Below are 2,926 nucleotides of genomic sequence, written 5' to 3'. Positions count from 1 at the left end.
TTACGTTGATACTGATGACGACATTCGTTTTATCCGTCGTCTTGAACGTGACATGAAGGAACGTGGTCGTTCACTTGATTCAGTTATCAACCAATACTTGGGCACAGTTAAGCCAATGTACAACCAATTTATTGAACCAACTAAGCGTTACGCCGACATCATCGTTCCTGAAGGTGGAGAAAACGACGTAGCTATCGATATGTTAACTACAAAGATTCAATCAGTTTTGAATCAATAGAAAATAAACATACTAACCTAGTGTTGGATCATGAATCGACGGATTCATGATCTGGCACTTTTTATTTTGTCTAAAATAAAAGGTGAAGATAAAGCGAATAAAGTCTTGCGTTTTTTAGACACTTGATGTCGGAAAATAAACGGACTGCTTTACCGCCTATTTACAAGTCTTTTCGAAGTATGTAGGCACTTAGATGCCGTGTTTAGAAAATTGGAATCAAATGGGTTGATAAAGCTGTTTATCTTTATTCGGAGATTAGAATTATAAGTCAAAATATTATCTTTGGTATTGATGTTAGCAGTAGATCGTCTACTGTTTGTGTTGTCATTGATCGAGTAAAGCAGGGCAATCCCTTTACTATTTCTAATGATTCATTTGGTTATCAAGAACTATTGGATCATTTAAACCAATACTTAATAACCCCTTTAGTGGTTTTTGAAGCCACTGGCGTATATTCATTGAGTTTACAGGCATTTTTAGAAGATCACCGAATTAAATATTTAAGACTTAACCCTTTGCAAGCTAAGAAACTAATGGATAACAATCTAAGACATAATAAAACTGACAAGCTTGATGCTTATCATTTAGCCTTGATTCAATTTAGCTCACCACAAAAACTTCAAGCACCTCAACCGAGGGAATATCACGAACTTCAAGCTGCCAGCCGTTATTATGAAGAGCTTACCAGAGCTTTGATCGTTAATAAGAATCAACTTCACCGCAACTTGCAATCAACTTTTCCTCAAATAGAGCACATACTGTCCAACCCTTCTGGAAAAATTTACTGGACCATTGTTAGCTTGTTTCCGCATGCTCAATATGTCCTGGATATGAATGAAGATCAAGTCAAGCAAAGATTATTGTCTATATCAGGTATTGGTCGTCAAAGAGCACAGTATCTTACTGCTAGACTATATGCTTTCGCTAGACAAGCTTATCCTTACGATAGAAAAGATGGCATTACGGTGAGAGCTATTCAACGCACTATCTCTAATCTGTTGTCTTTAAGCAATGAAAGAGATCAGGTTATTAATTATATGGAAAAGCTGACTAAGGTTGTTAATGCACGCGCGTTAACGATTTATTTAAGTATCCCTGGAATTGCTAGAACTACTGCCTTAAGATTAATCGCAAAACTTGGGGACTTAAGACGTTTCAATACTTCAGCTCAAATTGATGCCTTTGTTGGTATGATCCAGGCCGTTCTCAATCTGGTGACAAAGATAGTCGTCTGGGTATTACCAAACATGGTAATCACATAGCCAGAAAGATACTGTATCGCGTTATTACTCAAATGGAGACAGTAAAAACCACTTGTCCTTGTCATATTACTGATTATTACGATAAGAAAAAGCAATCTTCTCATAGCCGAGGCTACAAAAAGATTGCCATTGCATCCGTGCATAAACTAATACGCACGCTATTTGCTTTAATAAAGCATAATCAATTATATGACTACAACATAGCCACTCAAAACCAAAGACTTTAGTTGAAATCAAATAATCATCTTTAGTATAGCAACCTATGAAGAAACTACAATACTCATAGGTTCATTTATGTAACTTTCTAATATTACAATATTTTCTATTTTGACTAATCTAACTCTATTCGTACCAATATTCTAATTAAATAGAGTATAAATTAATTAAGAAAATTACTGATAATACTTGATTTTAGGTAGAAAAAATAGCATGGGAAAATTGCCCATGCTATTTTTGCACTTTCAATTATTTCTTTTCATCATCCAAAATTCTGTTGTGCTTCTTGGCAAATAAGACCAGAAGCAAGACACTAGCAATGACATAAATGACAGTTGCAATGTAGTAAGCATTAGCATAGCCATTTGGTGTATTGAACAAGTAGAATTCAGTGAACAAACCATCGATGACACCCACAATGACATAGGCGATCATGATGGACATCAAAGCATTAAAAATGTTTAAACCAGAAATCAAATGTGGTGCGACAATTTTATAATATGACAAAGCCGCATCATTAGTAATACCAGTAACCGCACCTAAAATGCCATAAATCCACAAATAAATAATGACATTATGCTTATAACGCGGATTCCAATTCTTAATGGCCTCCGCTTCAGCTTCTTTTTCTTCCTTCGATCGTTTCATATAAATCCCCTTCTTTATGAAAACGCATACATCCTATAATCCATTCTAGCATAGATATGATCATATAAAAGTGTGTATATGTCAAAAAGGGATTGATTATAGTTATTTTGTCTTGGGCTTAAGTGCCTTATCAAACAAGTTGGTAATCAATTTAACCAAAACGCCATCAAATAATAAAGCAGAAATCATACTGGTAATAAACATCAAAATTTGCAAGCTTGGACGGTAGTGGCTCCAGCCAAAGATGAAATATGATGGGATAAAACCACCGAGGTTGGCAAAAAAAGCACCGGTTAAAACGCTACCCCAAGAAAATCTTTCATAGCGGGACTTTTTAGGGAAAAAGCCGATCTCATTAGTAGCACCTTGGATCAAACCTTCTAAAATAGTAAGCGCGCCCCATTGTCCGCCAATTGCCATTTCTACTGTTGCAGCAATTAATTCGCCAATCGTACCGGAACCTACTGTGGGCACAAAGTACATTGCAAGCGGTGCTGCCATGTACCAAAGACCCGTGAAGATATTATCCACAACTGGTGCATAACCCGTTGGCAAAAAACTC

At 36.1% G+C, this 2,926-nt stretch carries 1 protein-coding gene and 3 pseudogenes; 2 read left to right on the top strand and 2 right to left on the bottom strand.

What is annotated here, in order from left to right; translation table 11 throughout:
* Together WS44_RS08865 and WS44_RS08860 are read left to right on the top strand one after the other, a co-directional pair.
* Positions 1 to 238: pseudogene (locus WS44_RS08865) on the top strand (uridine kinase); the annotation flags it as partial.
* 260 nt (positions 239 to 498) lie between these two features.
* Positions 499 to 1,727: pseudogene (locus tag WS44_RS08860) on the top strand (IS110 family transposase).
* A 406-nt stretch (positions 1,728 to 2,133) separates the two neighbouring features.
* Here WS44_RS08860 and WS44_RS10295 read toward each other — a convergent pair.
* Both WS44_RS10295 and WS44_RS08850 read right to left on the bottom strand, forming a co-directional pair.
* Positions 2,134 to 2,364 (bottom strand): annotated as a pseudogene (locus tag WS44_RS10295) (MFS transporter); the annotation flags it as partial.
* Between the two features lie 102 nt (positions 2,365 to 2,466).
* A partial coding sequence (locus tag WS44_RS08850; protein ID WP_046434053.1) for an ECF transporter S component occupies positions 2,467 to 2,926 on the bottom strand: 460 nt, incomplete at its 5' end.

The organism is Lactobacillus sp. N54.MGS-719, assembly GCF_000980505.1.
Lineage (GTDB): Bacteria > Bacillota > Bacilli > Lactobacillales > Lactobacillaceae > Lactobacillus > Lactobacillus amylovorus.
The sequence above is the reverse complement of the archived record's forward strand: the minus strand, read 5'-3'. Positions and strand labels throughout refer to the sequence as shown.